Here is a 21,549-nt window from a genome sequence, read left to right on the forward strand (position 1 = left end):
CGCGGACGGAAGCGTCGGTGGTGTCGTCCGTTGCGGCGTCAGCCGAGCCGTGCGCGGAGCGCGACCACGTCGGGTTTGCCGCTCGCCAGGAGCGGCAGCTCGTCCACACGCACCAGCCGCGCGGGGCGCGCCGGGCGTCCGAGCGCCTCGGCCACCGTGCTCCTGGCCGTCTCGAGGAGCGCGTCGTCCGACCGCCCCTCGACGGCGGTGTCGCGCTCGGCGACGATCACGGAGGCCTGACCGAACCGCTCGTCCGGGATGCCGACGACGACCGCCTCGGCGAGGCCCGCCACCGACCGCACGGTCGCCTGCACGCGGTCGAGGGAGATGTTGACGCCACCGCTGATGATGACGTTGTCCGCGCGACCGGTCACCCGCACGACGCCGTCCGCGAGCTCGGCCGTGTCCCCGGTGCGGTACCACCGCCGACCACCCTCGTGCGGGAACGCGGCGGCCGTGCGGTCGGGCTCGCCGAGGTATCCCTCCGCGAGCACCGGTCCGGCGAGGAGGAGCTCACCGTTCGACAGCCGCGCCTCGACGCCGGGGAACGCCACCCCGTCGTAGAGGCATCCGCCGGCGGTCTCGCTGGAGCCGTAGCTCCGCACGACGCGCAGACCGAGCGACGCCGACCGCTCGAGCAGCGGACGCGGAGTGGCCTGGCCGCCGACGAGGAGCCCCGAGAGGCCACGGAGGGTGTCGCGCATCGAGGCGCTCTGTTCCGCCGCCTCGACGAGGAGCCGCAGCTGTGCCGGGACGAGCGCGGCGAAGCCGGCGTCGGCGGAGATCGCCTCGACGTGTCGCGAGAACACCCGGGCGTCGAACGACCCGGTCGGCAGCTCGATCGGCGTGGTCCCGGCGACGATGGACCGGAGCAGCACGTTCACGCCGGCGATGTAGTGCACCGGCAGCGCGAGGATCCACTGCGACGACCCTCTGGCGACGTCGTCCCCCCCGAGCGCGGCCGCGGAGCCGTTCGCGCTCGCCAGCAGGGCGTCTGCCGTGAGCGCCACCCGTTTCGGCACACCGGTCGACCCCGAGGTCTCGATGACGAGCGCGACCCGGTCGTCGACCGAGACCGGTGCGGCGGTGGGCGGCGACGCGACCCCGGTCTGCACCGGCAGGACCGCCGGTCCGGAACCGTCGAGCGCGGCTTCCAGCGCCGAGGACATCGCCGACGCGGTCGCCTCGACGGGGTGCAGCGGACGGGTCATGCCCTCAGCGTACGCCGGGTGCCGCGTCGCGCGACCGACTCAGAACTGCCAGGGGAACGGCGCCCAGTCGGGGCTGCGCTTCTCGAGGAACGCGTCCCGCCCCTCGACCGCCTCGTCGGTGCCGTAGGCGAGCCGGGTGGCCTCCCCGGCGAAGACCTGCTGTCCCACGAGCCCGTCGTCGACGGCGTTGAACGCGAACTTCAGCATGCGGATCGCCGTCGGCGACTTCCCGAGGATGGTCCGCGCCCAGGCGACGCCCGTCTGCTCGAGCTCGGCGTGCGGGACCACGGCGTTGATCGCACCGGCCTGCAGCGCACGCTCCGCGTCGTACTCCTGCGCGAGGAAGAACACCTCGCGTGCGAACTTCTGCCCGACCTGGCGGGCGAAGTAGGCGCTGCCGTATCCGGCGTCGAAGGAACCGACGTCGGCGTCGGTCTGCTTGAACCGAGCGTGCTCACGGCTCGCGATCGACAGGTCGCACACGACGCCGAGCGAGTGCCCGCCGCCCGCCGACCAGCCGGGTACGAGGTTGATGACAACCTTCGGCATGAACCGGATGAGTCGCTGGACCTCGAGGATGTGGAGTCGGCCGTTGCGCGCGGCGTCGATGCCGCTCGCCGTCTCGTCGTCGGCGGCGTCGTCGCTCGCGTAGCGGTAGCCGTCGCGGCCGCGGATGCGCTGGTCGCCGCCCGAGCAGAACGCCCAGCCGCCGTCCTTCGCGCTCGGCCCGTTGCCGGTGAGCAGCACGACCCCGACCGTCGGGCTCTGCCGGGCGTGGTCGAGCGCGCGGTACAACTCGTCGACCGTGTGCGGGCGGAAGGCGTTCCGCACCTCGGGACGATCGAAGGCGATGCGGACGAAGCCGCCTTCGCGCGCGACGTGGTACGTCAGATCGGTGAGGTCCTCGAACCCCGGCACGACGTCCCAGATCTCCGGGTCGAACAGTTCGGACACACGATCGCTCATGCGTCCAGCCTAGGCACTACTTCGGCTTGTCGAGGTCCGCATACGGTTCGAGGGCCGCGAGGAAGTCGGCGCGGTCGGCCTCCTTCAGGAGCGCGTAGGAGTCGAGGTGCAACTCGATCCCCTCGAGGGCCATGCCCGACGTGACGTCGAACTGGCGATCCTTCTCGACCGTCCCCGCGCTGTCGAGGGTGAGGTCGACGATGCTCGCGCCGAAGCTCCCCGCGCTCGTGATGGCGCCGTAGGTGTGGAGGTCCCAGAGCGCCTGGGTGTCGAGCGTCTCGCCGCCGTACTGCTCCGTCAGCTCGCCGGGTTCGCGCCACGACGACGGCGCGTTCTGGAGGTCGAGGTTCGCGATGCCCGAGCGCAACAGGACCCCGCGGATGATCTCGACGACCCGGGACTTCTCGTCGAAGGTGCGGACGGTCGTGGTCGTCTGCCACACCGGTGCCGCGTACTCGTAGAGCATCGAGTCGCCGCCGTAGCCGTTGTGGTCGAGCTCGCTCTCGGCCGGCTGTCGCTCCACCCACTCGAAACCGAACTCGGTGGTGAGGGCGGTCCGGATGTCGGCGAGGATCGTCTCGGAGCGGTCGACGAACGCCTCGTAGCTCGGTCCGTCGAGGGTCTCCTTCGCGTCCACGTAGGCGGAGCCGGGATAGGTGTCCCAGATCGGGTCGTGGTCCTCGTCACCTGTCCCGCCGGCGGCGGTGTCGCCGTCCGACCGGTCGAACACGAGACCACCGACCGTCATCGCCGTGACCGGGTTGACGACGAGGAGCAGGACGAGCGCCAGGACGCCCAGTCGTCGCGCCCTCCGCCGGATCACGACGACGCTCGCGAACACCAGCACGAGCTGGACGAGACCGACGACGACGAGTGCCGCGACGACCGCCCAAGCGCCCTCACCCGGTCGGTACACGACGGCGAGGAGAGCGGCGAGGAGGGTGACGGCGACGACCGCCAGCAGCAGCATCGGCGGAGAGAAGGCCGAGCCTCCCGTTCGTGCCGGTTGGGACGCGCTCGCGCCGGGTGCTGTCACAGCATTCCGGCCCGGAGCCGCCTCCTCGGCCTCGACGGCCTTCGGAACGACGACGGCGGCCTTCGAGCGCGCGGCCTTCGACCGAGCGGCTCTCCGAGCGCGGCGAGCCGAGGGACTCGCGCGCTGCTGCCGTCCGCGGGAACCCGGTCGGCGGAAGCGGGCGGTCGCCGCCTCGAGGTCCTCCGGCGTCGGTTGGTCCGCCGATGCCGGCACGACGGCGGGTGAGCTCGTCAGCGGTGGGGCTGATGAGCCGCCCGGGACCGGTGGGGCGTTCGGGTCGCGTGGCCCGGACGCCTCGGCGTCGGCCTCGACCGGGGCATCGGACACCTCGACGGGCTCGGGCTCGGCGACGGCTTCGAAGATCGGCTCCGGCACGCTGAACGTCCCCGGCTCGTCCGCGGGCACACCACGGCCACCACCGGGCGTCGGCTTGCGTCGGGAGAACAGCGGCACGCGTCCGATTGTGTCACGACCGTCCACCGGCTCCCCGAGGGGCCGCGCATCGGAGGGTGCAGGATAGGGGCATGCTCGCCACCATCGACGACATCCTCGCCACGGCCCGCGTGGTCTCGATCCCGCTGCGCGTCCGCTTCCGCGGCATCGACACCCGCGAAGCCGTCCTGTTCCGCGGGCCGGAGGGATGGACGGAGTTCTCCCCCTTCGTCGAGTACGACGACGACGAGGCCACCGCCTGGCTTCGAGCCGCCATCGACTTCGGCTGGTCGGCGTCGCCGCCGCTCAACCGGGACCGCATCCGCGTCAACGCCACCGTCCCCGCCGTCGGCGCGGACGACGTCCCGGCGATCCTGTCCCGCTTCCCCGGTTGCCGGACTGCGAAGGTGAAGGTGGCCGAACGCGGCCAGGTGCTCGCCGACGACGTCGCGCGCGTCGCGGCCGTCCGGAAGGCCATCGGACCGGAAGGTCGGCTGCGGGTGGACGCCAACACGAACTGGAACGTCGACGAGGCCGAGCACGCGATCCGTGCCCTCGAACCGTACGACCTCGAGTACGTCGAACAGCCGTGCGCGACCGTCGCCGAACTCGCCGAGATCCGCGAGCGCGTCTCCTCGCTGGACGTCCCCATCGCGGCCGACGAGAGCGTGCGGAAAGCGGAGGACCCCTTGGCCGTCGCGCGGGCCGGAGCCGCCGACCTGCTCGTCGTGAAGGCCCAGCCGCTCGGAGGCGTCCACGCGGCACTCCGCATCGCCGGGGAGGCAGGGCTGCCGATCGTCGTGTCCAGCGCGCTCGACACGTCCGTCGGGATCTCGATGGGCGCCCACCTCGCCGCCGCACTGCCCGAGCTCGACTACGACTGCGGGCTCGCCACCACGGCGCTGCTCGGCGGCGATGTGACGACGAGCCCCCTGGACCCGGAGGACGGCGGCATCGCGGTGCGACGCGTCGACGTGGACGTCGACCTCCTCGACCACTTCTCCGCGTCACCGGAACGCACCGCCTGGTGGCTCGACCGCCTGCGACGCACGCACTCACTGCTGGGCTGACGCACGCCCTTCGACAAGCTCAGGGACCGGTGGAGGGATCAGGGACCGCTGAAGGGGACCAGGGACCGGTGAAGGGGACCAGGGACCGCTGAAGGGGACCAGGGACCGGTGAAGGGGACCAGGGACCGGTGAGGGGGATCAGGGACCGGCGAAGGTGAAACCGACGACCGGTTCCCGTTACAAGCCGCTGTAGGCGTGCAGGCCCTTGAAGAAGACGTTGACCACGACGAAGTTGAACATCACGGCGCTGAAGCCGATGATCGCGAGCGTCGCCGCCCGGGATCCGCGCCAACCGCGGGTCGCCCTGGCGTGGATGTACCCGGCGAAGATCACCCAGATGATGAAGGTCCACACCTCTTTGGTGTCCCAGCCCCAGTACCGTCCCCAGGCCCGCTCGGCCCAAATTGCGCCGGCCATGAGGGTGAAGGTCCAGAAGATGAACCCGATGATGTTCACACGGTAGGCGAGGTTCTCGAGCCGCTCGGCGTTCGGCAGGGTGAGCAGGAAGCGGAGCGGCCCTGAGCTCTGCGCGGGCTGCACGAGTCCGAGGCGGCGCTCGCGGCGTCCCTGCAGGAGCTGCACGACACTCAGCGCGAACCCGATCGCGAAGAACGCGGTGCCGAGGCTCGCGACGAAGACGTGGATGACCAACCAGGCGGACTGGAGCGCCGGTGGCAGCGGGACGACCTCGACGTAGAAGTTGGCCGTCGCGAGGCCCAGCAGGACCGTGACGAGACCGATCACGAAGCTGCCGAGGAAGCGGAGGTCGACGCGCGTGATGACGACGAGGAACACGGCGACGATGAGCAGCGTGCCCGTCATCGCGAACTCGTACATGTTGGCCCACGGGACCCGACCGGCGGCGATTCCTCGCGTGACGTCGGCGACGAGATGGAGCATGAAGGCGATGACCGTCAGCGAGACGCCGACCCGGAGGCTCGGCGACTTCCGCGACGCCTGCTGCTCGGGCTCGTCCGCCGGGCGGCGGGACTTGCGCACCACGCCGTCGCTCGTGCTGATCGGTGCGACCGAACCGCCGCTCGCGTTGGCGAGGGCGCCGACGCGCTCGTGGGCGGCGGCCGCCTGCTCGACGTGCTCGCGTTCAGCGGCGTCGATCGCCGCGGTGACCTCGGCGCTTCGGCGCGCGAGGTCGAACGTGAAGGCGATGAACGCCAGCGCGTAGACGGCGACAGCCGACCAGAGGCAGAGGTTCGAGATTTCGACGAGGGTCACGGGGCGATTCTACCTTCGGGTTCGGACGGGACAGGCGTTGGGCTGTGGGCTTCCGCGATCGCTTCGACGGCGGCCTCGAGGCCGGGGTCCTCGCCACGAGCGAGGCCGGCGTATTCGAGCGAGACCGTGCCGTCGGCGCCGGCCACGGCCTTGACCCACACGCGGCGCCTGGCGACGAACAGCGAGGTGATCAGGCCTGACAAGGCGAGGATGGCGAACGCGAGGACCCACAGCTGGGTCGGATCGTGGTGGACGTCGAACGAGGCGAACCGCTTGACCGAGCCGGCGTAGTTCTCCGTCGACGGGTTGGCTGCCACGTTGTCGAAGGACACCGTCCCGAGCCCGTTCGGCAGATCGGTGATCTGACCGGGCGAGAGCTCGATGGATTCGACGCCGGTGTCGCCACCGGTGAGCTGCTTCATGTCGTCGACGTCCAGCGCGTAGACCGACTTCGGGGCACCGGCGTTGATGCCGAGGTCGCCGGAGTAGACGTTGAGCGTCAGCACGGGGTACGCGAGGTCGGGGTACGACGAGAAGAACGGTGGCTTGGATGCGGCCTGCGTCGGGTAGAAGAAGCCGATCATGCCGAGCTGCTCGGCCAGTCCGTCTGGGATCTTGACGATGCCGAGCGAGGTGAGCTGCGCGTCTTGCGGAAGGAAGGGGATGGAGTCGCTGAAGACGACCTTGCCCTCCGGGTCACGGACGGTGATCGTCGGCGCGTACCCGTTGCCGAGGAGGTACACGTCGGTGCCTTCGAACCGCAGGGGGTCGTTGACCTTGATCGTCGCGTCCTGCGGCTTCCCGCCGGGCGAGGTCGCGGTGACCTTGGCGCGGTAGTCGATCGCCTGACCGTAGGCGTCGAGGTTCTCGGTCTCGTACGTCACGCCGAACTCGTCGAGCGTCAGCTTGTACGGCGCGAGTTCCGACTCGTTGAAGAAGCGGCCCGGGTTGAACGAGTCGTAGTCGAGCAGGGTGTTGACGAAGGTCTGGCCCTCGACGAGGACCCGCTGCCCGGAGAACCCGAAGCCGCCGCCGAAGCCGACCGTGACGAGGATGCCGACGAGCGCCGAGTGGAAGACGAGGTTGCCGGTCTCGCGGAGGAAGCCCCGCTCGGCCGACACCGACGCCGAGCCATCCGCGTCGTAGCGTTCGACCCGGTAGCCCTGCCGCTTCAGCTGCTTCGTCGCGTCGTCGATGAGCTCGGTGGGGGTCGCCCCGCTGTCGTCGCTGCGACGCTCGAAGGCGGAGAGGCGGGACAGGCGCGCCGGGGTGCGGGGCGGGCGGGACCGGAGCGCCTGCCAGTGGTGCTTCGTCCGTGGGATCACGCAACCGATGAGCGAGATGAACAGCAGGAGGTAGATTGCGGAGAACCAGGCCGAGCTGTAGACGTCGAAGGCCTGGACCTTGTCGAGGATCGGTGCGAGGTCCGGGTTGTCGGTGAAGTACTGCGTGACCCCGTTCGGGTCGCTCGACCGCTGCGGTACGAGCGAGCCGGGGACCGCGGCGATCGCGAGGAGGAGGAGCAGGAAGAGCGCCGTGCGCATGCTCGTGAGCTGGCGCCAGAAGAACCGGAGCCACCCGACGAAGCCGAGCTTCGGCTGGTTCACGCCGTCGGCCGGAGCCGGGGCGACGGAATCGATGTGATCAGAGGGGCGTGACAAGGCCGCTCATCACCCCCTGCAACGAGTACATCCATGCGGACCAGAGACCAGAGACCATCAACACGCCGATCACGATGAGGAGCACGCCGCCGACGATGTTGATCGTGCGGATGTGCCGTTTGAGGAACGCCAGCGACCCCGTGACCCAACCGAGTCCGAGTGCGACGAGGAGGAAGGGGATGCCGAGACCGAGGCAGTAGAACAGCCCGAGGAGGGCGCCTCGCCAGGCGGAGCCACCGGAGAGCGAGAGGGCGCTGATCGCGGTGAGCGTGGGACCGAGGCAGGGGGTCCAGCCGATGGCGAAGACGAAGCCGAGGAGGGGAGCCCCCGCGATGCCCGTCGCCGGTGCCCAGCTCGTACGGACCGTGCGCTGCAGCCGGGAGAACTGCCCGATGAAGATGAGCCCCATGAGGATCACGACCGCCCCGAGGACGCGGGTGATCACGCCCTCCCACTCGACGACCCAGGCGCCGACCGTGCCGACGAACGCGGCGATCGCCACGAACACGACGGTGAACCCGAGGATGAAGAGACTGACGCCGAGCAGCACGCGTCGTCGCCCTGCCGCCGACCGGCCCTCCTCGACCGTCGTCATGCCGCCGACGTACCCGAGGTAGCCGGGCACGAGTGGCAGCACACACGGCGAGAGGAACGACAGCAGACCGGCCGCGATGGCGATCGGGATCGCCACGAGGAGCTGGCCGCCGTAGACGAGCTCGCCCGGGCTCACTCTGGGGAGCTCTCGGCGATCGTGTCGCGGATGAGGGTGTCGAGGATGGTGCGGTCCTGCAGCTGCCCGAGGATGCGCGCGGCGACCCGCCCCTCGGCGTCGAGGACGATCGTGGTCGGCACGGCGTTCGGTGGGACGTTGCCGGTGAACGCGAGCTTCGCCTCGCCGCTGTCGACGTCGAGGATGGAGGGGTAGGTGATGCCGAAGGTGCCGTTGAAGGCCTTCGCGGTGTCGGCCGTGTCGCGCACGTTGACGCCGATGAACGTCGCACCCTTGCCGGTGTAGTCGGCGTTCAGCGCCTCGAGGTCCTTCGCCTCGGCCCGGCACGGCGCGCAGGCGGCGTACCAGAAGTTCACGACGATGACCTGGCCGGCGTAGTCCGTGGAGGAGATCTGCTCGCCGTCCTCGCCGACGCCCGAGAAGCTGATCGCCTCGCCGCGGTCTTCGACCGCGACCTCGGTCACGCTGCCGTCACCCGCGACGTACCCCTTGCTGCTGCCCTCGCGGTACTGGTCCGCGAGCGGGTCGCTGCCGCAGGCCGTCAGCAGGAGTGCCCCGACGGCCAACACGGCGGCGACGGCGAACGTCCTCGATCTGCGCGCCATCAGACCGCCCCGACATCGGTGGCGCCGGACGCGAGACGCGCTGCCGGGTCGACGTAGCCGACCTCCAGGAAGCCGTGCTCGGTGCGTTCGAAGGTGGTGATGCTCGACAGCGCGCACCGGCGCCGGCGCGGGTCGTGGCGGTACGGCGCACCCACCACGGAGCTGTGCATCATCCAGATCGGCAACTGGTGGCTGACGAGGACGACATCGCCCGACGGCGTCGCCCGCCAGGCGTCCTCGATCGCGGCCGTCATGCGGTTCACGATCGACGCGTACGGCTCGCCCCAGCTCGGCCGGGACGGGTTGCGGAGCTTGGACCAGTTGAGCGGGTTCTTGAGCGCGCGGCTCATCCGCTTGCCCTCGAACTCGTTGAACGGCTCGATGACCCGGGGCTCGGCGACGATCGCGAGGTCGAAGGCGGCGGCGACCGGGGCGGCGGACTCCTGCGTGCGCTGCAGCGGAGACGCGTACAGGGCGCTGATCGGGCGGTCGCGGCCCACGAGGTCGTCGGCGGCCGCCTGAGCCATGCGCTCGCCGAGCTCTGACAGCCGGAACGCGGGGAGTCGACCGTAGAGCACACGAGAAGGGTTGTGCACCTCGCCGTGACGCACGAGATGGATCTGGTCGGCTACCACCCTCCAAGTGTACGTTTCCCCAAGCTGCGGATTCACCGTGACCTCCATCCGGATCCGAACGACGAGCGACGGCTAAGCTGTCGGGGTGAGTGAACGCGTCGTTGTGAAGAACCTGGCCGCCCTGTCCGACGGTCCCGTCACCGTCTCCGGATGGGTCGAGACCGTCCGCGACCAGAAGAAGGTGCAGTTCGTCGTCCTCCGGGACGAGAGCGGCGCCGTGCAACTGGTGAACCCGGCCGTCCGGGAACTCGACCCCGAGGTCGAGGGGTCCGCCGAGCGCCTCGCCACCACGGAGGCCATCTCCGCCCTCGCGCACGGCTCCTTCATCACCGTCACCGGCGAGCTCAAGCACGACGAGCGGGTCAAGCTCGGCGGCATCGAGGTCAAGGTCGCCACCCTGGACGTCGTCACCGCGGCGAACCCCGAGACGCCGATCGCAGCGGACTCCTCACTCGACAAGCGTCTCGACTGGCGCTTCCTCGACCTGCGTCAGCCGAAGCAGGCGCTCATCTTCCGCATCCAGACCACGTTCGAGCACGCGCTGCGTCAGTACTGGATCGACAACGACTTCATCGAGATCCACACCCCGAAGCTCATGGCGAGCGCAAGCGAGTCGCGCGCCGAGCTCTTCGAGGTCGACTACTTCGAGGGCAAGGCGTACCTCGCGCAGTCACCCCAGTTCTTCAAGCAGATGGCTCAGTCCGCCGGCTTCGGCAAGGTGTTCGAGGTCGGACCCGCTTTCCGCGCCGACCCCTCGTTCACGAGCCGTCACGCGACCGAGTTCACGAGCGTCGACGCCGAGATCAGCTGGATCGACTCGCACGAGGACGTCATGACGCTGCACGAGGAGCTCCTCGTCGCCGGCTTCACTGCGGTCAAGGCCAAGCACGGCGAGCAGATCGCGGAACTCTTCGGCATCGAGCTGGAGGTCCCGTCCCGCCCCTTCCCGCGCATCCCGCTGGCCGAGGCCAAGCGCATCGTCGCCGAGCGCGGCTACGAGGTGCCGCGTGCCGACGACGACATGGACCCCGAGGGCGAGCGCCAGATCGCGGCCTACGTCGAGGAGACCTACGGCCACGAGTTCGTCTTCCTCACCGACTACGCCTCGAGCATCCGGCCGTTCTACCACATGCGCAACAGCGAGGACGGCTCGCTCACCAACAGCTACGACCTCATCTACAACGGCGTCGAGATCTCCACGGGTGCCCAGCGCGAGCACCGCGTCGAGGTGCTCATCGAGCAGGCGAAGGAGAAGGGCCTCGAGCCCGAGGAGCTCGAGTTCTACCTCGACTTCTTCCGCTACGGCGTCCCGGCGCACGGCGGCTTCGGCATGGGCCTCGCCCGCGTGCTGATGCTCATGCTGCACGAGACCTCGATCCGCGAGGTGACCTACCTGTTCCGCGGCCCGACCCGCCTCGCCCCGTAGAGAGGACGCCCATGAAGATCGTCATCCTCTACGGAACCGAGTCCGGCAACGCCGAACGGCTCGCCAACGACCTCGGCAAGGCCATCGGGTCGCAGCACGAGTGGCGCGTCGTCGACCTCGGCGACGTGTCCCCAGACGAACTCTCGGCCGACGAGATCCACATCTTCATCACCTCGACGTACGGCGACGGTCTGCTCGGTGAGACCGGTCAGATCTTCTACGAGGCGCTCGAGGAGTCGGGCACCGACCTCGACGGGATCCGCTACGCCATCTTCGGGCTCGGCGACAGCAGCTACGAGGACACCTACAACCAGGGCAGCTCCCTGCTCGACGCCCTGTTGACGGAGAACGGGGCCACCCGCTTCGGCGAGTTCGGGCTCCACGACGACGGTGGCTTCGAACGCAAGAAGGACGTCGCGCTCGCCTGGCTGCCCGGCGTGCTCGCGGCAGCCGAACAGCTCTGACCACAGCCGCGACGAGTCCGACGGTCCCGACCGTGACTCGGACACCGCCGGCCGGGTAACCTCGATCATCTGATCGAGGGGTGCGATGTGATGGGTGCAGCGACCGACGCCGTCGTCCGACGCTTGCGCGACGCGGGCTGCGTGTTCGCCGAAGACGAGGCGGCTCTGCTCCTCGCCGAGGCGAGTGACCCGCAGCAGCTCGAAGCGATGATCCGTGCTCGGGTCGACGGACGTCCGCTCGAACAGCTCCTGGGTTGGGTGGTGTTCCGCGGCCGTCGGCTCGTCGTCGACGAGGGGGTCTTCGTGCCGCGCCAGCGGACGGGTCTCCTGGTGGAGCTCGCGTCGGCGCGCCTGCACGAGGGCGCGACGGTGGTCGAACTCTGCTGCGGTGTCGCGCCGGTCGGCGCTGCGCTGCTCGCGGAGTGGCCGGGCCGCCTCGAGCTCTGGGCGTCGGACATCGATCCGACCGCAGTGCGGAGCGCCCGTCACAACCTGGAGCCGCTCGGCGGTGCCGTGGTGGTGGGCGACCTCTTCGGAGGCCTGCCGGACCACCTCCGCGGATCCATCGACGTCCTCGTCGCGAACGCTCCGTACGTGCCGAGCGCTTCGATCCCCCTGATGCCGAGGGAGGCTCGTGACCACGAGGCGGCGACCGCACTCGACGGCGGCACAGACGGCCTCGACGTTCAGCGACGACTCATCGCGGCATCGTCGGAGTGGCTCCCCGCAGGCGCCCACCTCATCGTCGAGACCAGCACGCGTCAAGCGGAGCGGACGGCGGGACTCATGGAGTCGGCGGGCTACTCGGCCGTCATCCGGCGCGACGAGGAGCTCGACGGCACAGCCGTCGAGGGGGTCCGTCGCTGACGACTCAGGGGCGCGCGAGCTCGAAGTCGACGGCGGACCGCTCGACGACGAGCTGACGCACGATCTGCACCACGCGGACGTGCTCCGGGTGCACCTGGTAGCGCTCCAGTGCCTCGAGGCTCGGGTAGTCGCCGACCAGGACGACGTCCCAGTTGCTCTCGGGGTACGCGATGTTGCGCCCGACCTGCAGGCTCTCGATGTCGTCCGGCATGACCGCGGCGAGGCCTTCCAGCTCGGCCTGCATCGTGGCGAAGGCGGCGTCGCGCTCGGTCTCGTCGGTGGCGGCCAGCTTCCAGCTGACGATGTGGCGGATGGTCACGGGGACTCCAATGGGTCGGGACGGTGGCGGCTGGTCCGACGACTCAGCCGGCGAGCAGGGCCGCCCGCAAGCGGTCGGGATCGATGCGCCAATAGTTGTGGACCTTGCCGTCGATGAGGACGACGGGGATCTCCTCCCAGTGGCGGTCGTGCAGGATCGGGTCGTCGACGATCGACAGCTCCTCCCGCTCGATCGCCGGGGCGTCGGCGGGAAGACCGGCGACGACTTCGTCGATCACGGCGCGCGCATCGTCGCAGAGGTGACAACCGGGCTTGCCGATGAGCGTGAGATGCAGAGAGGACACGCTTCCACTGTACGGGGTGGCCCACGGCCCGGCCGCGGTCCTCCGACGACATCTGTCGCTTTTCCGGCGGGTGTCTGCGACGATGCTCGGGTGCCACGTGACGAGACGGACAGCGACAGAAGCATTGATGCCGAAAGCATCGGTGCCAGACGCTCTGGCATCGGCCGGTCGAGGTCCGTTGTCATTGAGTGATGCCTGCACACTCTGAAGCCGCCACCATCCTCGGCGAGCGCCTCCGCGCCGCCCGCAACGAGCGCCAGCTGACCCTCGAGGACCTCGGCGTGCTCGCCGGCATGCACTGGACGAACATCGGCAAGATCGAGCGCGGGCAGGTGCACCCGAGCGTCGAGACCCTCGTCCGCCTGAGCACCGCTCTCGACCTCGACCCGGCGCAGTTCGTCACGGGTCTCGACGCCGACATGTACCCGGGCCGGACGCACAAGCTGACCGCGCGCGACCTGCTCGCGGCACGACGGGACCAGGAGCGCTGAGGCCTCACCCTGGGGACGCCCTTCAGAAGGTGATGGGCCACAGGTACTGGTGACCGCCAGGGCGGAACCACGACACCTGCACGCTGCTCGCCCGCGCGAGCGTGCTGCCGAGCACCTCGAACTCGAGCGCGCTGCCCGGCGTCAACCGGCACGGCTGCAGCGGCGACAGGAACCCCGGCCCGATCATCCGGAGGACGACCCAGTGGACGGTTTCGTCGCTGACGTTCCGCAGTCGGTAGCGCGGGGCGTCGTCCCGCTCGACGATGAGCGGCACCCGGTAGGCGGGTTCGCGACGGTTGCGGCGGGCGATGGGCGGGAGATCACGGGTCATGGGACGACGGTACGAAGGACCGCCGACGATCTCGGGCCGAGGGGCCGCGTGCCGCGACGTGCTGTGGACCGGTCGCTGCCTGGCTCGCTTGTGGAGGAGCGTCGTCGCCCTGAGCGCGAGCGTTGCCCGATCACCGCGCCAACGCCAGAAAGCGCCATGCCCTCGAGGGCCGGCGCTTCCGGTGGACGCGATGTCCTTGAGCGCTCCTGACGGAGCGGCCCGCTACTTCTTGTTGCGGCGCTGGTGACGGGTCTTGCGAAGCAGCTTGCGGTGCTTCTTCTTCGCCATACGCTTGCGGCGCTTCTTGATAACAGAACCCACGGATTTACCTCACAGAATTGGGGGGCTTGGCCGCAGGGATCGCGACCGAAGAGAACAAGTCTTGGTTCCAGTCTAGCCGATTGCGGCGCGCGTCGTTCACACGTCGTTCGCCTGCAGGCTGGTAGGAGCGGGAGACCGCTCAGCCGGCGTCGGCGACAGGACGCTGCCTGACCGCCTCGACCGCCGTCTCCGGAACCCGGAACGACTTCCCGAACCGGATGGCGGGGAGCTCCCCGGAATGCACGAGCCGGTACACGGTCATCTTGGACACGCGCATCATCTCGGCGACTTCGGCCACGGTGAGGAAGCGGACGTCTGCAGCATCCTGCGTCATCGAACCCCTCCGGTACGCCTGGGAACACTCTGGAACGGCGGTCCGAGGTCCGGATCGCCGCATGGCAACTCTAGAGGGACGACGACCACCTGTACATCCCCTGGGTGAACGGTATGGAACCGGTAGACCTACGGGCGCAGCTTCTTCGTGACCGACTGCACCGCGTGCGTGACGTCCGCCGCGACCTTTCCGACCGAGCCGGCGACCGCCTTCGCCTGCTCCGGGAGGGAGAGGGCGGCGAAGTCGACGTCGTCGTCCGCGTAGTCGACGCTGAGGAACGGGATGAGCCAGTCCTCGACGTCCTCGAGGGGCGCGTAGTCCAGGCTGTAGTAGCGGTGCTGGCCTTCCTCGCGGACCTCGACGAGCTCGGCTTCGCGGAGGACCTTCAAGTGCTTCGACACGGTGGGCTGGCTGAGGCCGAGCTGCGCGACGATCTCGGAGACACTCGTCCCCGCTCCGCCGTGCCGTTCGAGCAGCAGTGCGAGGATGTCCCGCCTGGTGGTGTCAGCGATCACGTCGAAAATGTCGGCCATGCTCCAACGATAGTGATCGAGCGCGCGGAGTACCATTGCCTCCGGCGCAGTCCAGAGGTGTTGAGGGGTCAGATGAGCGGCAATGCCATGGGTCGTCGTCCCGAGATCATCGTCCGGCACGGACTCGCACGGATCAGGGAGGCCGTCAGCGACTTCGCGGCGAAGTCCACCTCGCGATTCGCCATCCTCGTGTTCAGCTTCCTGATCTTCGTGTTCACGATGCTGTTCTCGCTCCCCATCGCGAGTGCCGACCGCCAGGTCACCCCGATCGCCGACGCCCTGTTCACCGCGGTGTCGGTCATCTGCGTCACTGGACTGTCCACCGTCGACATGGCGACGCACTGGTCCCTGTTCGGTCACGTCCTGGTGTTCATCGGCGTCCAGATCGGAGCCCTCGGCGTCCTGACGCTCGCCTCGATCCTCGGCTTCGTCATCGCACGACGACTCGGACTGCGCCAGAAGCTCATGGCCGCGAGCGACACCAACCCGCTGCGGTCCCATCACGGGCCGGTGGCCGAGGGCCAGGCCGTCCGCCTCGGTGAGATCGGCAACCTCCTCGTCACCGTCGCCGTCAGCGCCCTCGTGATCGAGGCGGCGCTGGCGGTCCTCCTGTTCCCGCGGATGCTGCTCGACGGCATCAACCCGTGGGACGCCGCTTGGAACAGCGTCTACTACGCCGCCATGGCGTTCACGAACACCGGCTTCACGCCGAACGCCGAGGGCCTCGCGGCCTTCGAGAACGACTACTGGTTCCTGAGCATCCTCATGCTCGGGGTCTTCCTCGGCAGCATCGGCTTCCCCGTCATCTACGCGTTGAGCCGCAACTTCCGGCGCCCGAGCCGCTGGTCGCTGCACGTCAAGCTGACCCTCGTGACCACGATCATCTTGTTCTTCGCCGGCGCGCTCGCCTTCATCCTGCTCGAGTTCAACAACCCCGAGACGTGGAACAAGTGGAACCTGTGGGACACGATCTTCCAAGGGTTCTTCCTCTCCGCGATGACGCGGTCGGGCGGGTTCTCGACCGTCGACATCGGTGACCTCAACGGCTCCACCCTGCTCGTCGCCGACATGCTCATGTTCATCGGCGGCGGCTCCGCCTCCACCGCCGGCGGGATCAAGGTGACGACCCTCGCCGTCCTGTTCCTGGCGGCGTTCGCGGAGGCCAGAGGCCGCGAAGGGGTCGAGGTCTTCCGGCGCCGGATCCCGCAGGACGTGCTCCGCGTCGCGGTCAGCGTCGTCCTCTGGGGTGCGACCATCGTCGCCCTGTCCACCATCGTCATCCTCCAGATGACCAAGGCACCGCTCGACCACGTGCTCTTCGACGTCATCTCGGCGTTCGCGACGGTCGGCCTCAGCACCGGCCTCGTGTCCGACCTCCCCGACGCCGGGGTGTACGTGCTCGCGGTCACCATGTTCCTCGGCCGCGTTGGTACAGTGACACTCGCTGCAGCCGTGGCCGCGAGCCAGAGCGGCCAGCTGTTCAAGCGACCCGAAGAGAGGCCCATCGTTGGTTGACCGCATCAAGCACGACGCCCCGGTCCTCGTCATCGGACTCGGACGGTTCGGCGCCGCCTGCGCCGGCGAGCTCGACCGGCTCGACCGCGAGGTGCTCGCGATCGACGACAACTCGGACCTCGTCCAGAAGTGGTCCGACCGGGTCACCCACACCGTGCAGGCCGACGCGAAGAACATCGAGGCCCTCCGCCAGATCGGTGCCCAGGACTTCTCGGTCGCCGTCGTGGCCGTCGGGTCCTCGATCGAGGCGAGCGTGCTCATCACCGCGAACCTCGTCGACCTGAAGATCCCGCAGATCTGGGCCAAGGCCGTCTCCCAGTCGCACGGCAAGATCCTCGCCCGCGTCGGCGCGAGCCATGTCATCTATCCCGAGCGAGAGGCCGGCGAGCGCGTGGCGCACCTCGTGTCCGGACGCATGCTCGACTTCATCCAGTTCGACGACGACTTCGCCCTCGTGAAGATGTACCCGCCGAAGCCCATCCGCGGCCTCAACCTGACGGAGTCGGGCGTCCGCACGAAGTACCGCATCACGGTCGTCGGCGTGAAGTCGCCCGGGAAGCCGTTCACCTACGCGACCGCGGACACCGTCGTGTCGAACCACGACCTGATCATCGTCTCGGGCACCTCCGCCGACATCGAGCGATTCGCGTCCCTCGAGGGCTGACGACTCAGTCGAGCCGACGCGCGTAGCAGCGCGACTGGGGTTCGTCGACGTAGGGCCCGAACGCGGGGATGGGCGCGTATCCCTCGCGCTCGTAGAACCGCATGGCGTCGGGTTGCGCGGTGCCCGTCTCGAGCAGCAGCTCCACGACGCCGAGCGATCCTGCTTCGGCTTCGAGCGCCCGGAGCACGGCGACGGCGACGCCGGTGCCACGCGCCCGCGGAGCCACGAACATGCGCTTGATCTCCGCAAGCTGCTCGCCGAGGAGCCGCAGTCCTCCGCAGCCGAGCGCAGTGCCCGCCTCGTCCCTCGCCACGAGGAAGACCGCGATGTCGGCCTCCGACGGCGGAGTTCCCGGCTCATGGTCGTCGCTGCCGTAGCGGGCGTCGAGCTCGGCACGCTGCGCTCGGCGGAGTTCGGTTCCAGCCTCGTCGGCCCAGTCGACCCGGTCGATCGTGATCGTCATCCCACATCCCTACTTTCCGTAACGTTCATTACGGTAACATCTGTAACGAGGTGAGGTGGACATGGCCAGAACGAAGGATCCTGCGGCGCAGGCGCGCATCTCCCACGCGGTCTGGGAGGTGCTCGGCGAGCATGGCCCACAGGGGTTGACCCTGCGCGCCGTCGCAGACCGGGCCGGGTGCACGACCGGTCTCGTCCTCCACCGCTTCCCGGACAAGCGGGCGCTGCTCCTCCACGCGCGGGACCTCCTCCACGACCGCACCGCTGCGCGCACGGCCCAGCTCGAAGCATCCGCCGACACCCCGCGACTCGCCCTGCGTGCCGTCCTCCGCCAAGCCCTCTCCCTCACCGAGGAGACCCGCCAGGAGGCCAGGGTGTGGCTGGGGTACCTCGCAGCGGCGCTCGACGACGACGTGCTCGCCGAACGGCATCGCGCAGGTCACGCGGTGTTCGTCGCCCGCACCCGGCGCCTCGTCGCCGAGATCCGGCCCGAGCTGAGCGCGGACGAGGTCGCGGCGACGGCCAGTGTCGTCGTCGGATTCATCGAGGGCGTGAGCACCCTGAGCACGGCCGACGACGACCACTACGACGCCACAGCCCAGCTCGCCGCGCTGGACCGACTGCTGCTCGTCCTCGGGCTCGACGAGACGAGCGGCGCATGATCGTCGTCCACCGATGGACGGAGGCGACCACTCACCACCGCGAACGGTTCGCCGAGCTCCTCGAGGAGTACCACCGGCGGACCGAGCACGAGAAACTCCTCGGCCGGGAGCCGCGTGCGGACGAGGCCCTCCCGACGACCGCGCTCCCCGCGCGCTACCGGGCCGAGATCACCGACCCGGGCACCGCCTTCGCCGCCGACGAGATCCTCTTGGCCGTCGAGGACGGTCGGGGGCTCGGCTGCGTCGTGCTGACGGCCGGCCCGTCGCCGGAGCTCAAGCGCCTCTGGGTCGACCCTCGCGCCCGCCGCCGGGGTGTGGCCGCGACCCTGCTCGAGGCTGCGACGACCGCCGCCAGGCGACGGGGCGACGACACCGTGCGCCTCTCCGTGTGGCGCTGGCGTGCCGCAGCGATCGCCCTCTACCGGCGGTCCGGCTTCGTCCCCGTCATCTCATGGGACGACAGACCCGGACTCGACTGCTTCGTGCGGTCGCTCGACTGATCAGGTCCTCGGCGGGTCAGGAAGCCGACAGCTCCTCGGCACGTGCGATCGCGGCGGCCGCGGCGCGGTCGAAGGTTTCACTGAAGCCCGCCTCGGCGAGGACCGCGAGCGCCCGCTCCGTCGTCCCTTTCGGGCTCGTGACGTTGATCCGCAGCTGCTCCGCGCTATCCCCCGTCGTCGCGAGCAACTCGGTCGCGCCCCGGAAGGTGCCGTTGACCATCAACGACGCCTGCTCCGACGTGAAGCCGAGGCCGATCGCCGTGCGGGTCAGCTCCTCGACGAGGTAGTAGACGTACGCGGGGCCGGACCCGGAGATGGCGCTCAGCGCGTCGATCTTCGACTCGGGGATGACGACGACCTGGCCGACCGTCTCGAAGAGCGCGGTGACCAGGGCGAGGTCCTCCTCGGAGGAGCGGGTGCCCGGGGCGAGCCCGGTGACCCCCAGGCCGACGTAGGACGGGGTGTTCGGCATGGACCGCAGCACGGACACCGACTCCGGCAGGGCGGCTTCGAACGCGGCTCCGCGGATGCCGGCGGCGAGGCTCACGACGATGGTCCCCGGCTGCAGCGCGTCTGCGACCTCCGCGAGGAGGTCGGCGACCAGGTAGGGCTTCACCCCGATGAGGACGATCTTCGCCGCGGCCGCCGCGCGGCGGTTACCGTCGGCATCCTGCTCGAGGGCGATCGACGTGACACCTGGTAGCTCGGCGAGCGCCTCGGCCTTCGCGATCGTCCGGTTCGTCACGGTGATACCACCGTCGACCTCGACACCCGGTTGGACGAGGCCACGCAGCACGGCCCCTCCCATCGAACCGGCTCCGAGGATGGCGATGCTGGGCAGGCTGATCGTTTCACTCACCCTGCGAGTCTAGGGACCCGTGTGCTCGTCGGCACCTGCCCGAGTCGGCTCAGTCGGCGAGACAGGCGCCCGACGGCACCGTCGACTGGAGGGAGGTCGCGAGCGCGACGACCGGCAGGACCTCGTCCATCGCCAAGGCGTAGCCGATCGGCGCGGAGTCCGCGTCCCGAGCGAAGATGACGCCCTCCACCTCGCCGGACTCGGTGAGGAGCGGACCGCCGGAGTTCCCCGGTTGCACCGTCCCCGAGAGCGTCACGACCTGCCGGCTCGTCGGGTTGGCTCCGGTGATGTCGGCGACGAGGCTCGGCCCCACGACGATGACCTGCGCGCCGCCCGCGGTGTACGGGCCGCCGAACGGGTAGCCGGCGACGACCGCCTTCGCCCCTGGCGCCGGGTTCGGGGCGAGTGGCAGCACCCGGGCGCCGAGCCCGTCGACGCGGATGACGGCGAGGTCGTCGACCGGATCGAAGTAGACGATCCGCCCCGGCTTGGGCATGGACCCCGGCACCTCGACGACCGGCTCGCTGACGCCGGCGAGGACGTGCGCGTTCGTCATGACCAGGTCGTCGGCGAAGACGAAGCCGCTGCCGGTGAGGCTCCGCGCGCAGGACTCGGCGGTGCCGCTGATGCGCACGACGGACTCGGACGCCGTCTGCAGCGCCGGCGTCGAGGTGTCGAGCTGCGGGGCCGCCGGAACGTCCGCCGTTCCACCGAAGGCCTCGATGACGCGCTGCGCACCGCCGTCGACCACCGTGGACCGCAGCTGCGCGAGCGTGCTCTTCACCTGGACGGGCGTGACGCGGTCGATCGTGCCGATCACGGCCGAGGACCCCACGGCCTGCGCGAGGAGCGGGATGCCGAGTGACCCGACCCCGAGCGCAGCGGTGACGAGGACGAGCGCGGTGACGACCAGGTTGAGGCCCGCGCCCAGGAGTCGCTCCAGCCCGCGCAGCGGGGTCTTCCGGACGACCGAACCGACGGCACCGCCGATGACGGCACCGATCGTGTACCCGATGCTCAAGAGGACGACGGCGGCGGCGACCGCGGCCCAGCCCCGCCAGGCCGCGTCGGGAACCCAGGAGGCGACGAGGGGGATCGCGAAGAACGCGCCCACGCCACCCGCCACGAGGCCGACCAGTCCGCCGAGGCTCCCGAGGAGCCCGGCGCGCCACCCGCGGATCACGAACACGATCAGGATGACGACGAGGACGATGTCGAGGATCACGCCGGGTTGCATCCTGCGATCCTGCCATCACCGACCGACAGTGGCCTCCGGAAGTGCTGGGAGCCCTTCGACAGGCTCAGGGACCGGAGGCGGTTCAGGGACCGGAGGCGGTTCAGGGACCGGATGTGGCTTGGGGACCGGAGGTGGCTTGGGGACCGGAGGCGGCTCAGGGAGTTGCGACGCCGCTCGGCCCGCGGAAGAAGTCGGTGAGGAGCGTCGAACAGCGCTCGGCCTCGACACCCGCGTAGACCTCCACGCGGTGCTGCAACCGCCGGTCGCGCAGGACGTCGTAGACCGATCCGACCGCCCCGGCCTTCTCGTCCCAGGCACCGAACACGACCCGCGGGATCCGGGCCGCCAGGATCGCTCCGGCGCACATCACGCACGGCTCGAGGGTGACGACGAGCGTGAGTTCCGTCAAGTGCCAGTCGCCGAGCGCGCTCGCGGCCGCGCGGATCGCGACGACCTCGGCGTGGGCCGTCGGGTCGGTGTGCAGCTCCCGCTCATTGCGACCCGTGGCGACGACGGACCCGTCCGGAGCGACGAGGACGGCGCCGACCGGGACGTCGTCGGTCTCGAGCGCCGCCTCCGCCTCGGAGAGCGCGAGGTCCATCCAGGCGACGAACTCGGCCGGTGCGTGCATCCGTCATCTCCCCGAAATCCTCGTCACCACGCGAGCGACTAGATTGATCG

Annotated in this window: 27 protein-coding genes; 9 read left to right on the plus strand and 18 right to left on the minus strand. The window is 69.8% G+C overall.

From position 1 onward, the window contains the following. Nucleotides 1-38: 38 nt before the first annotated feature. From ITJ57_RS16505 to ITJ57_RS16515, 3 genes are read right to left on the minus strand one after another with little or no spacing between them, the layout of a single operon-like run. Entirely contained in the window at nucleotides 39-1,211 is a 1,173-nt protein-coding gene (locus tag ITJ57_RS16505) for an AMP-binding protein (RefSeq protein ID WP_228507309.1), read from the minus strand. A 39-nt stretch (nucleotides 1,212-1,250) separates the two neighbouring features. Then, the gene (locus ITJ57_RS16510) at nucleotides 1,251-2,177 is read right to left on the minus strand and encodes a 1,4-dihydroxy-2-naphthoyl-CoA synthase (protein WP_056013937.1); all 927 of its coding nucleotides are present in this window, start codon (nucleotides 2,175-2,177) and stop codon (nucleotides 1,251-1,253) included. A gap of 16 nt (nucleotides 2,178-2,193) precedes the next feature. Beyond that, a complete protein-coding gene (locus ITJ57_RS16515; protein WP_194671103.1) occupies nucleotides 2,194-3,666 on the minus strand; it encodes a hypothetical protein in 1,473 nt (490 codons plus the stop codon). A gap of 71 nt (nucleotides 3,667-3,737) precedes the next feature. Here ITJ57_RS16515 and ITJ57_RS16520 point away from each other — a divergent pair, with 71 nt between their 5' ends. Continuing rightward, nucleotides 3,738-4,715: an o-succinylbenzoate synthase gene (locus ITJ57_RS16520; protein WP_194671104.1), complete on the plus strand. Its 978-nt coding sequence runs from the start codon at nucleotides 3,738-3,740 to the stop codon at nucleotides 4,713-4,715. 177 nt (nucleotides 4,716-4,892) lie between these two features. Here ITJ57_RS16520 and ccsB read toward each other — a convergent pair whose 3' ends face one another. From ccsB to ITJ57_RS16545, 5 genes are read right to left on the minus strand one after another with little or no spacing between them, the layout of a single operon-like run. Continuing rightward, nucleotides 4,893-5,948, minus strand: a complete 1,056-nt coding sequence (ccsB, locus tag ITJ57_RS16525) for a c-type cytochrome biogenesis protein CcsB (RefSeq protein WP_194671105.1) — start codon at nucleotides 5,946-5,948, stop codon at nucleotides 4,893-4,895. After that, nucleotides 5,945-7,609, minus strand: a complete 1,665-nt coding sequence (locus ITJ57_RS16530) for a cytochrome c biogenesis protein ResB (RefSeq protein ID WP_194671106.1) — start codon at nucleotides 7,607-7,609, stop codon at nucleotides 5,945-5,947. Before ITJ57_RS16530 ends, ccsB begins: the two co-directional genes overlap by 4 nt. Continuing rightward, on the minus strand, nucleotides 7,593-8,339 hold the full coding sequence (locus ITJ57_RS16535) for a cytochrome c biogenesis CcdA family protein (protein WP_056013922.1): 747 nt from the start codon (nucleotides 8,337-8,339) through the stop codon (nucleotides 7,593-7,595). The genes ITJ57_RS16530 and ITJ57_RS16535 overlap by 17 nt, the downstream gene beginning before the upstream one ends. Next, on the minus strand, nucleotides 8,336-8,944 hold the full coding sequence (locus ITJ57_RS16540; protein WP_194671107.1) for a TlpA disulfide reductase family protein: 609 nt from the start codon (nucleotides 8,942-8,944) through the stop codon (nucleotides 8,336-8,338). The genes ITJ57_RS16535 and ITJ57_RS16540 overlap by 4 nt, the downstream gene beginning before the upstream one ends. Beyond that, nucleotides 8,944-9,579 (minus strand): histidine phosphatase family protein, encoded by a 636-nt coding sequence (locus tag ITJ57_RS16545; protein WP_194671108.1) that lies wholly within the window; start codon nucleotides 9,577-9,579, stop codon nucleotides 8,944-8,946. Before ITJ57_RS16545 ends, ITJ57_RS16540 begins: the two co-directional genes overlap by 1 nt. 85 nt (nucleotides 9,580-9,664) lie before the next feature. Here ITJ57_RS16545 and aspS point away from each other — a divergent pair, with 85 nt between their 5' ends. The 3 genes from aspS to ITJ57_RS16560 all read left to right on the plus strand — a co-directional run bounded on the left by aspS (nucleotide 9,665) and on the right by ITJ57_RS16560 (nucleotide 12,336). Continuing rightward, complete coding sequence (gene aspS / locus ITJ57_RS16550) at nucleotides 9,665-11,005, plus strand: aspartate--tRNA(Asn) ligase (protein WP_194671109.1); 1,341 nt, start codon at nucleotides 9,665-9,667, stop codon at nucleotides 11,003-11,005. A gap of 11 nt (nucleotides 11,006-11,016) precedes the next feature. Continuing rightward, on the plus strand, nucleotides 11,017-11,469 hold the full coding sequence (locus ITJ57_RS16555; RefSeq protein WP_056013909.1) for a flavodoxin domain-containing protein: 453 nt from the start codon (nucleotides 11,017-11,019) through the stop codon (nucleotides 11,467-11,469). Between the two features lie 90 nt (nucleotides 11,470-11,559). Further along, nucleotides 11,560-12,336: a putative protein N(5)-glutamine methyltransferase gene (locus tag ITJ57_RS16560; RefSeq protein ID WP_194671110.1), complete on the plus strand. Its 777-nt coding sequence runs from the start codon at nucleotides 11,560-11,562 to the stop codon at nucleotides 12,334-12,336. 4 nt (nucleotides 12,337-12,340) lie between these two features. Here the strand turns inward: ITJ57_RS16560 and ITJ57_RS16565 are convergent, their stop codons facing one another. Together ITJ57_RS16565 and ITJ57_RS16570 are read right to left on the minus strand one after the other, a co-directional pair. Continuing rightward, nucleotides 12,341-12,655 (minus strand): Dabb family protein, encoded by a 315-nt coding sequence (locus ITJ57_RS16565; RefSeq protein WP_194671111.1) that lies wholly within the window; start codon nucleotides 12,653-12,655, stop codon nucleotides 12,341-12,343. Between the two features lie 43 nt (nucleotides 12,656-12,698). Continuing rightward, nucleotides 12,699-12,959 carry a glutaredoxin family protein gene (locus ITJ57_RS16570; protein WP_194671112.1) on the minus strand — a complete coding sequence of 87 codons (261 nt, stop codon included), beginning with the start codon at nucleotides 12,957-12,959 and terminating at the stop codon, nucleotides 12,699-12,701. A gap of 191 nt (nucleotides 12,960-13,150) precedes the next feature. Here ITJ57_RS16570 and ITJ57_RS16575 point away from each other — a divergent pair, with 191 nt between their 5' ends. Continuing rightward, complete coding sequence (locus ITJ57_RS16575; protein WP_056013896.1) at nucleotides 13,151-13,450, plus strand: helix-turn-helix domain-containing protein; 300 nt, start codon at nucleotides 13,151-13,153, stop codon at nucleotides 13,448-13,450. A 22-nt stretch (nucleotides 13,451-13,472) separates the two neighbouring features. Here ITJ57_RS16575 and ITJ57_RS16580 read toward each other — a convergent pair whose 3' ends face one another. From ITJ57_RS16580 to ITJ57_RS16595, 4 genes are all read right to left on the minus strand, one after another. Continuing rightward, nucleotides 13,473-13,781 carry a hypothetical protein gene (locus ITJ57_RS16580; RefSeq protein WP_194671113.1) on the minus strand — a complete coding sequence of 103 codons (309 nt, stop codon included), beginning with the start codon at nucleotides 13,779-13,781 and terminating at the stop codon, nucleotides 13,473-13,475. A 222-nt stretch (nucleotides 13,782-14,003) separates the two neighbouring features. Then, complete coding sequence (locus ITJ57_RS16585; RefSeq protein ID WP_003792170.1) at nucleotides 14,004-14,102, minus strand: 30S ribosomal protein bS22; 99 nt, start codon at nucleotides 14,100-14,102, stop codon at nucleotides 14,004-14,006. A 139-nt stretch (nucleotides 14,103-14,241) separates the two neighbouring features. Then, nucleotides 14,242-14,436 carry a helix-turn-helix domain-containing protein gene (locus tag ITJ57_RS16590; protein ID WP_194671114.1) on the minus strand — a complete coding sequence of 65 codons (195 nt, stop codon included), beginning with the start codon at nucleotides 14,434-14,436 and terminating at the stop codon, nucleotides 14,242-14,244. Between the two features lie 128 nt (nucleotides 14,437-14,564). Next, on the minus strand, nucleotides 14,565-14,969 hold the full coding sequence (locus ITJ57_RS16595; protein WP_056014679.1) for a helix-turn-helix transcriptional regulator: 405 nt from the start codon (nucleotides 14,967-14,969) through the stop codon (nucleotides 14,565-14,567). Between the two features lie 72 nt (nucleotides 14,970-15,041). Here ITJ57_RS16595 and ITJ57_RS16600 point away from each other — a divergent pair, with 72 nt between their 5' ends. Both ITJ57_RS16600 and ITJ57_RS16605 read left to right on the plus strand, forming a co-directional pair. Beyond that, entirely contained in the window at nucleotides 15,042-16,484 is a 1,443-nt protein-coding gene (locus ITJ57_RS16600; protein WP_194671115.1) for a TrkH family potassium uptake protein, read from the plus strand. Then, nucleotides 16,477-17,148, plus strand: a complete 672-nt coding sequence (locus ITJ57_RS16605; RefSeq protein ID WP_056013885.1) for a TrkA family potassium uptake protein — start codon at nucleotides 16,477-16,479, stop codon at nucleotides 17,146-17,148. The genes ITJ57_RS16600 and ITJ57_RS16605 overlap by 8 nt, the downstream gene beginning before the upstream one ends. 4 nt (nucleotides 17,149-17,152) lie before the next feature. Here ITJ57_RS16605 and ITJ57_RS16610 read toward each other — a convergent pair whose 3' ends face one another. Then, entirely contained in the window at nucleotides 17,153-17,611 is a 459-nt protein-coding gene (locus ITJ57_RS16610; RefSeq protein ID WP_194671116.1) for a GNAT family N-acetyltransferase, read from the minus strand. 61 nt (nucleotides 17,612-17,672) lie between these two features. Here ITJ57_RS16610 and ITJ57_RS16615 point away from each other — a divergent pair, with 61 nt between their 5' ends. Both ITJ57_RS16615 and ITJ57_RS16620 read left to right on the plus strand, forming a co-directional pair. Then, nucleotides 17,673-18,272: a TetR/AcrR family transcriptional regulator gene (locus ITJ57_RS16615; protein ID WP_194671117.1), complete on the plus strand. Its 600-nt coding sequence runs from the start codon at nucleotides 17,673-17,675 to the stop codon at nucleotides 18,270-18,272. Continuing rightward, complete coding sequence (locus ITJ57_RS16620) at nucleotides 18,269-18,772, plus strand: GNAT family N-acetyltransferase (RefSeq protein WP_228507311.1); 504 nt, start codon at nucleotides 18,269-18,271, stop codon at nucleotides 18,770-18,772. Before ITJ57_RS16615 ends, ITJ57_RS16620 begins: the two co-directional genes overlap by 4 nt. 16 nt (nucleotides 18,773-18,788) lie before the next feature. Here ITJ57_RS16620 and proC read toward each other — a convergent pair whose 3' ends face one another. The 3 genes from proC to tadA form a co-directional block, all read right to left on the minus strand. Beyond that, complete coding sequence (proC, locus tag ITJ57_RS16625) at nucleotides 18,789-19,631, minus strand: pyrroline-5-carboxylate reductase (RefSeq protein WP_194671118.1); 843 nt, start codon at nucleotides 19,629-19,631, stop codon at nucleotides 18,789-18,791. 49 nt (nucleotides 19,632-19,680) lie between these two features. Next, complete coding sequence (locus ITJ57_RS16630) at nucleotides 19,681-20,868, minus strand: MarP family serine protease (RefSeq protein WP_194671119.1); 1,188 nt, start codon at nucleotides 20,866-20,868, stop codon at nucleotides 19,681-19,683. A gap of 154 nt (nucleotides 20,869-21,022) precedes the next feature. After that, complete coding sequence (tadA, locus tag ITJ57_RS16635) at nucleotides 21,023-21,499, minus strand: tRNA adenosine(34) deaminase TadA (protein WP_194671120.1); 477 nt, start codon at nucleotides 21,497-21,499, stop codon at nucleotides 21,023-21,025. Nucleotides 21,500-21,549 lie beyond the last annotated feature (50 nt).

Origin of the sequence: Plantibacter sp. VKM Ac-2880 (genome assembly GCF_015351235.1) — a bacterium.
Classification (GTDB): Bacteria; Actinomycetota; Actinomycetes; order Actinomycetales; family Microbacteriaceae; genus Plantibacter.

Excerpts from the sequence above, each read along its gene's own strand:
- ITJ57_RS16505 (WP_228507309.1), bottom strand. The coding sequence starts at position 1,211 with ATGACCCGTCCGCTGCACCCCGTCGAGGCGACCGCGTCGGCGATGTCC.
- ITJ57_RS16510 (WP_056013937.1), bottom strand. The coding sequence starts at position 2,177 with ATGAGCGATCGTGTGTCCGAACTGTTCGACCCGGAGATCTGGGACGTC.
- ITJ57_RS16520 (WP_194671104.1), top strand. The coding sequence starts at position 3,738 with ATGCTCGCCACCATCGACGACATCCTCGCCACGGCCCGCGTGGTCTCG.
- ITJ57_RS16540 (WP_194671107.1), bottom strand. The coding sequence starts at position 8,944 with ATGGCGCGCAGATCGAGGACGTTCGCCGTCGCCGCCGTGTTGGCCGTC.
- ITJ57_RS16555 (WP_056013909.1), top strand. The coding sequence starts at position 11,017 with ATGAAGATCGTCATCCTCTACGGAACCGAGTCCGGCAACGCCGAACGG.
- ITJ57_RS16560 (WP_194671110.1), top strand. The coding sequence starts at position 11,560 with ATGGGTGCAGCGACCGACGCCGTCGTCCGACGCTTGCGCGACGCGGGC.
- ITJ57_RS16575 (WP_056013896.1), top strand. The coding sequence starts at position 13,151 with ATGCCTGCACACTCTGAAGCCGCCACCATCCTCGGCGAGCGCCTCCGC.
- ITJ57_RS16580 (WP_194671113.1), bottom strand. The coding sequence starts at position 13,781 with ATGACCCGTGATCTCCCGCCCATCGCCCGCCGCAACCGTCGCGAACCC.
- ITJ57_RS16590 (WP_194671114.1), bottom strand. The coding sequence starts at position 14,436 with ATGACGCAGGATGCTGCAGACGTCCGCTTCCTCACCGTGGCCGAAGTC.
- ITJ57_RS16595 (WP_056014679.1), bottom strand. The coding sequence starts at position 14,969 with ATGGCCGACATTTTCGACGTGATCGCTGACACCACCAGGCGGGACATC.
- ITJ57_RS16600 (WP_194671115.1), top strand. The coding sequence starts at position 15,042 with ATGAGCGGCAATGCCATGGGTCGTCGTCCCGAGATCATCGTCCGGCAC.
- ITJ57_RS16610 (WP_194671116.1), bottom strand. The coding sequence starts at position 17,611 with ATGACGATCACGATCGACCGGGTCGACTGGGCCGACGAGGCTGGAACC.
- ITJ57_RS16615 (WP_194671117.1), top strand. The coding sequence starts at position 17,673 with ATGGCCAGAACGAAGGATCCTGCGGCGCAGGCGCGCATCTCCCACGCG.
- ITJ57_RS16620 (WP_228507311.1), top strand. The coding sequence starts at position 18,269 with ATGATCGTCGTCCACCGATGGACGGAGGCGACCACTCACCACCGCGAA.
- ITJ57_RS16630 (WP_194671119.1), bottom strand. The coding sequence starts at position 20,868 with ATGCAACCCGGCGTGATCCTCGACATCGTCCTCGTCGTCATCCTGATC.
- tadA (WP_194671120.1), bottom strand. The coding sequence starts at position 21,499 with ATGCACGCACCGGCCGAGTTCGTCGCCTGGATGGACCTCGCGCTCTCC.